Below are 4,999 nucleotides of genomic sequence, written 5' to 3'. Positions count from 1 at the left end.
TCGGTAAAATCGGCACACTTGCGCGCATCTAGGTTAAATGGTCCGCGTAATGATTCACCCAAGTGTTTATGAATGAGGCCGTCAAAGATTTTAATAGGGTCTAGTTGTCTTTCTCGGCAGAGGTAATGAAACCAATGGTTGCCAATTTTAACGTGGCCGATTTCATCATTAAAAATAATATCTAATAAGCTCACCATCGGTTTGAATTTTGAACTGGCAAAACGACGTTGAATTTTAGGGGTGGCGTCTAAGCCTTTGGCTTCAAGGACCCTTGGTACTAAAGCCATTCTAGCTAACACGTCATAGTCAGTTTCAACGGTCATTTTCCATAGGCCATTATGCGCATCAAAATCTCCATATTGATAACCCAATTCAATCAGATAATTATTGAGTAATTGAAAGTGTTTTGCCTCTTCATAGGCTACCTTAATCCAATCTTGATAGAATTGACTTGGCATACCGTGAAAACGATAAACCGCATCAAGTGCTAAATTAATGGCATTGAATTCAATATGGCAAATAGCATGAATGGTTTCAATAAAGCCCAAATCAGACTTGCCCCGTTTTGGCATGGTATTAAATCTTGCTAATGTGGGTTTGTCAGGTCTGCCTGGATGCTTGACTGGCTCTACAGGATGATTAAGTTGGTAATCAAGCTTATCTAAATCTTTTAATCGATGTAGCTGATCAACGTGTTTAATTTTATCTGAAACATTGTCACACATTAATGCTTGATAGCTTAGATCAAAGGGGTTCATAGCAGCCTGGATTGATATTAGTTAACGACCAGTCACCAATTTGGGTGCGAATAAGTCTTAGGGTCGGAAAGCCAAGATGCGCTGTCATGCGTCTAACTTGTCGATTTTTACCTTCGGTAATTTTAAGCTCTAACCATGAAGTGGGAATATTTTTACGAAAACGCACAGGTGGGTTTCTATCCCAAAGCCAATCAGGCGTATTAATGATTTTTGCTTTAGCGGGTTTGGTAAGTCCATCTTTAAGGCTAACACCTTTAGCAAGTTGAGCAACAGCCTCGGGCGTTATTTGGCCATCCACTTGAACAATATAAGTTTTTTCTTTATCAAATTTTGGGTGAGCGATTTTATGCTGGAGTTTACCGTCATCTGTGAGTAGTAATAATCCTTCAGAGTCTTTATCGAGCCTACCAGCAGGATAGATATTTTTTAAATCAATATAATTGGCCAACGTATCACCTTCACCACTAAACTGGCACAATACGCCAAAAGGCTTGTTAAAGGCGACCAACATTAATAAACCGCCTTAGCTCTGGCGACAAATGCCTCTAATTGTGAGTTGGCAATGCTGGTGAAAATAGGGGAGATGGCCATGTCAACCACTTTAGAGGAAAAGCTAAAACTTAAATTTAGCTCAACCTTGCAGGCTTGGTCGTTTAATTTGGTAAACACCCAGGCGCCAGTGAGTTGTTTAAATAAGCCTTCCTTAAGCTGCATATCAATGCGTTGATTGGGTGTTAAGGTGTTAATGGTAGTAAAACTTTGGGTTAATCCGGTTTTATTAATCTCAACCGAGGCGGTGATTTGCTCACTGGTTTGCTTTAAAATAGAAGCATTTGAACACCAGTTGAGAAATTTAGGATATTCATCAACTTGGTTAACCAGTTGGTACATTTGCTCAGCTGAATAAGGCACGAGCGCACTTTTAGAGAGTTGATGCATGGCGAAAAAATCCAAAAAACCTAAAACAAGTTCAAATACGATTGTGCTGAATAAAAAGGCACGTCACGACTATTTTATCGAACAAACACTAGAAGCTGGGCTTTCTTTAGAGGGTTGGGAGGTAAAAAGCCTGCGTGACAACAAAGTGCAAATCAAAGAAAGTTATGTGATTGTTAAAAACAATGAGATGTTTTTATTTGGCGCACATATTTCAGCTTTGCAAAGTGCCTCTACACATGTTGATCCTGATCCTACGCGTACACGTAGATTACTACTTAATCGAATTGAAATTAATCGATTAAGAGAAAAAATTGAGCAAAAGGGCGCCACGGTTGTGCCACTTAAGTTGTATTGGAAAAAAGGCCGTGTCAAGCTTGAAATTGGCGTAGCTAAAGGTAAGAAGGCCCATGATAAGCGTCAAGATATCAAATCTAGAGATTGGCAACGAGACAAACAACGAACCCTAAAAGAGCTTAATAAATAATCAAATTCATTCTGAGTTGTATAATCGTTTTTTTTTTTTTGCAAATGATTGATTTAACAAGAATTTTTAACTATAATTAGTTCAAATTAATTGGTAAAGATTTATTCATATTAAGGATTTTCTTATAACAATACCAAGCTTAATTTTACTTTTTAAATACTTGAGGGAAATCATGAACAAATCAGAACTAATTGATGCAATCGCATCAGCAGCAAACTTATCTAAAGCAGACGCAACTCGTGCACTTAATGCAACAACAGATGCAATCACTGGCGCAATGGCTAGTGGCGACGGCGTACAATTAACTGGCTTTGGCTCGTTTGTGGTTAGAGATCGTGCAGCGCGCACAGGTCGTAACCCTCAAACAGGTGCTACGATTCAAATCGCAGCATCTAAAGTGGCTGCGTTTAAGGCTGGTAAGGCACTTAAAGATTCAGTTAACGGCTAATTCATACTGGCTGAATTAACGATAAAAGCACCTTTGGGTGCTTTTTTTTCGCCCTTTATTTAATCTTGGTGAGCTTAACCATATCTTGTAAAATAATTAACTATCTTGTTTAATTGATCGGCGCTACTATTATGCGACGCCTTCCCCATGACTGAGCGCCAGAACCTACTAAATTTAAATCAATCTTCACTTAATGATTTTTTTAATCAATTAGGTGAAAAACCGTACCGCACTAAGCAACTCATGAAGTGGATTTACAAAGATCATGTGTTTGATTTTGATCAAATGCTTAATTTGAGTAAAAAGCTTCGTGAAACCCTAAAAGAGATAGCCTGTATTGAATTCCCAACCGTGGTGAGTAAAAATCACGCACTTGATGGTGTGATTAAATGGGTAATCGATATGGGTGCTGACAATAACGTGGAGACGGTTTATATCCCTGAAAAAGATCGTGGCACCTTGTGTATCTCTTCACAAGTTGGCTGTTCACTGGCATGTACTTTCTGCTCAACGGGTTATCAGGGGTTTAATCGCAATCTGTCTACCGGAGAAATTATCGCCCAAGTGCTTATTGCTAATTTAGCATTAAAACCAAGTGGTAAGCGTATTTCTAATGTGGTGTTCATGGGTATGGGCGAGCCGATGTTAAACGAAGAGGCAGTTTACAGTGCCTGTGATTTACTATTAGATGATTTGTCATTTGGCTTATCACGTCGAAAAGTAACTATTTCTAGTTCTGGTGTTGTGCCAGCTTTAGAACGTATGAGTCAGCGCGTGCCAGTCAGTTTGGCAATTTCTCTACACGCGCCAACGGATGAGCTGCGTGATGAATTGGTGCCTATTAATAAAAAATACCCTATTAGTGAGCTTATGAGCGCTTGTGATATTTATTTAAATGCAGGCACGCAAGAGCGCCATATTTTATTTGAATACGTTATGTTAAAGGGTGTGAATGATTCTCAACAGCATGCTGAGCAATTAGCAAAACTATTAAAAGGCGTATCGGCTAAAGTAAACTTAATTCCATTTAATCCATTTCCTCAGTCTCATTATCAGGTGTCTAGCGCCTCAACCATTGAGAAGTTTCAGAACACTTTGTTTTCAAGAGGTATTCGCACCATGACACGCCGTGCTCGAGGCGAAGATGTGGATGCAGCTTGTGGGCAGCTTGCAGGTAAAGTTAAAGATAAAACCAAACGAACTCATGCTCGACGGAATTGATTATTATCCTGCTAAGGCTAAAAAAAAATCTAATACCAAGAGTTGGATTTTAGGTTTTTTGGTAATTTCGGTGGCGGTGTATTGGTATCAAAATACTGAATTTTCCTCAGTGAAAACCACTAATGATCCTACCTTGATTATTGTTAGTAAAGCTAAAAAAACAGTTGAGGCGCCAACTAGCATTATAATAAAATCTAGCGACATTGAGCAGCCCATGGTTGATCGACGTGTCAAGAGTAACAAAGGCCTAGACGAGCTTATTCAAACATTTAAACGACAATGAAACCAATACATACCATTCAGCGTAGGAAATCTCGACAAATTTATGTAGGCAATGTTGCCATTGGTGGTGATGCGCCAATTTCTGTGCAAAGTATGACTAATACACAAACCACGGATGTAGAAGCGACATTGGCACAAATTAAAGCCATTGAAGAGGCTGGAGCCGATTTGGTGCGAGTATCGGTGCCCACCATGGAAGCGGCAGAAGCTTTTAAAGAGATTAAACAGCAAGCCAATATTCCGCTCATTACCGACATTCATTTTGATTACAAAATTGCTCTAAAAGTAGCGGAATATGGCGCAGATTGTTTACGTATTAATCCAGGTAATATTGGTCGTGAAGATCGTATTCGTGAGGTGGTGGCAAGTGCAAAAGATCACGGTATTCCAATTAGAATCGGGGTGAATGCGGGCTCACTAGAAAAAGACTTGCAAAAAAAATATACCGAACCAACGCCTGAGGCCATGGTCGAATCTGCCTTTAGGCATATTGATATTTTAGACCGGCTTAATTTTGACAACTTTAAAATCTCGCTCAAGGCTAGTGAAATTTTTATGACGGTATTTGCTTATAAGCAATTAGCTTCTCAAATAGACAATCCGTTGCATTTAGGTATTACAGAGGCAGGATCATTGCGCTCAGGCACGGTTAAATCTGCGATTGGATTGGGTTTATTGTTGTCAGAAGGTATTGGCGACACCATTCGTGTCTCTTTAGCCTCTGATCCGGTTGATGAAGTGCGCGTAGGTTTTGACATTCTGAAGTCACTCAACCTAAGGCAAAAAGGTGTTAACTTGATTGCTTGCCCTTCTTGTTCTCGTCAAAAATTTGATGTGGTTAAGGTGGTAAACGAACTTGAGTCACGC

At 39.5% G+C, this 4,999-nt stretch carries 8 protein-coding genes; 5 read left to right on the top strand and 3 right to left on the bottom strand.

Annotated elements, in window-relative coordinates:
- The 3 genes from PSN35_RS04085 to PSN35_RS04075 all read right to left on the bottom strand — a co-directional run.
- The coding region (locus PSN35_RS04085; RefSeq protein ID WP_300029840.1) for a ferritin-like domain-containing protein at positions 1-758 on the bottom strand (758 nt) is incomplete at its 3' end.
- Entirely contained in the window at positions 745-1,269 is a 525-nt protein-coding gene (locus PSN35_RS04080; RefSeq protein WP_300029838.1) for a pseudouridine synthase, read from the bottom strand. The genes PSN35_RS04080 and PSN35_RS04085, both read right to left, overlap by 14 nt.
- The gene (locus PSN35_RS04075) at positions 1,269-1,697 is read right to left on the bottom strand and encodes a type II toxin-antitoxin system RatA family toxin (protein ID WP_300029835.1); all 429 of its coding nucleotides are present in this window, start codon (positions 1,695-1,697) and stop codon (positions 1,269-1,271) included. Before PSN35_RS04075 ends, PSN35_RS04080 begins: the two co-directional genes overlap by 1 nt.
- On the opposite strand from PSN35_RS04075, the gene smpB reads away from it, so the two are divergent.
- From smpB to ispG, 5 genes are all read left to right on the top strand, one after another.
- Positions 1,696-2,181 carry an SsrA-binding protein SmpB gene (gene smpB, locus PSN35_RS04070; RefSeq protein ID WP_300029832.1) on the top strand — a complete coding sequence of 162 codons (486 nt, stop codon included), beginning with the start codon at positions 1,696-1,698 and terminating at the stop codon, positions 2,179-2,181. The genes PSN35_RS04075 and smpB overlap by 2 nt on opposite strands.
- Before the next feature lie 172 nt (positions 2,182-2,353).
- Positions 2,354-2,629 carry an HU family DNA-binding protein gene (locus tag PSN35_RS04065; RefSeq protein ID WP_300029829.1) on the top strand — a complete coding sequence of 92 codons (276 nt, stop codon included), beginning with the start codon at positions 2,354-2,356 and terminating at the stop codon, positions 2,627-2,629.
- Between the two features lie 147 nt (positions 2,630-2,776).
- The gene (gene rlmN, locus PSN35_RS04060) at positions 2,777-3,850 is read left to right on the top strand and encodes a 23S rRNA (adenine(2503)-C(2))-methyltransferase RlmN (protein WP_300029826.1); all 1,074 of its coding nucleotides are present in this window, start codon (positions 2,777-2,779) and stop codon (positions 3,848-3,850) included.
- The gene (locus tag PSN35_RS04055) at positions 3,834-4,133 is read left to right on the top strand and encodes a hypothetical protein (RefSeq protein WP_300029823.1); all 300 of its coding nucleotides are present in this window, start codon (positions 3,834-3,836) and stop codon (positions 4,131-4,133) included. The genes rlmN and PSN35_RS04055 overlap by 17 nt, the downstream gene beginning before the upstream one ends.
- Positions 4,130-4,999, top strand: an 870-nt coding sequence (gene ispG / locus PSN35_RS04050) for a flavodoxin-dependent (E)-4-hydroxy-3-methylbut-2-enyl-diphosphate synthase (protein WP_300029818.1), incomplete at its 3' end; no start/stop codon positions are given. The genes PSN35_RS04055 and ispG, both read left to right, overlap by 4 nt.

The organism is Candidatus Thioglobus sp. (assembly GCF_028599055.1).
Classification (GTDB): Bacteria; Pseudomonadota; Gammaproteobacteria; order PS1; family Pseudothioglobaceae; genus Thioglobus_A.
Note: the sequence above shows the minus strand (reverse complement) of the source record. Positions and strands in the feature narration are given on the sequence as shown.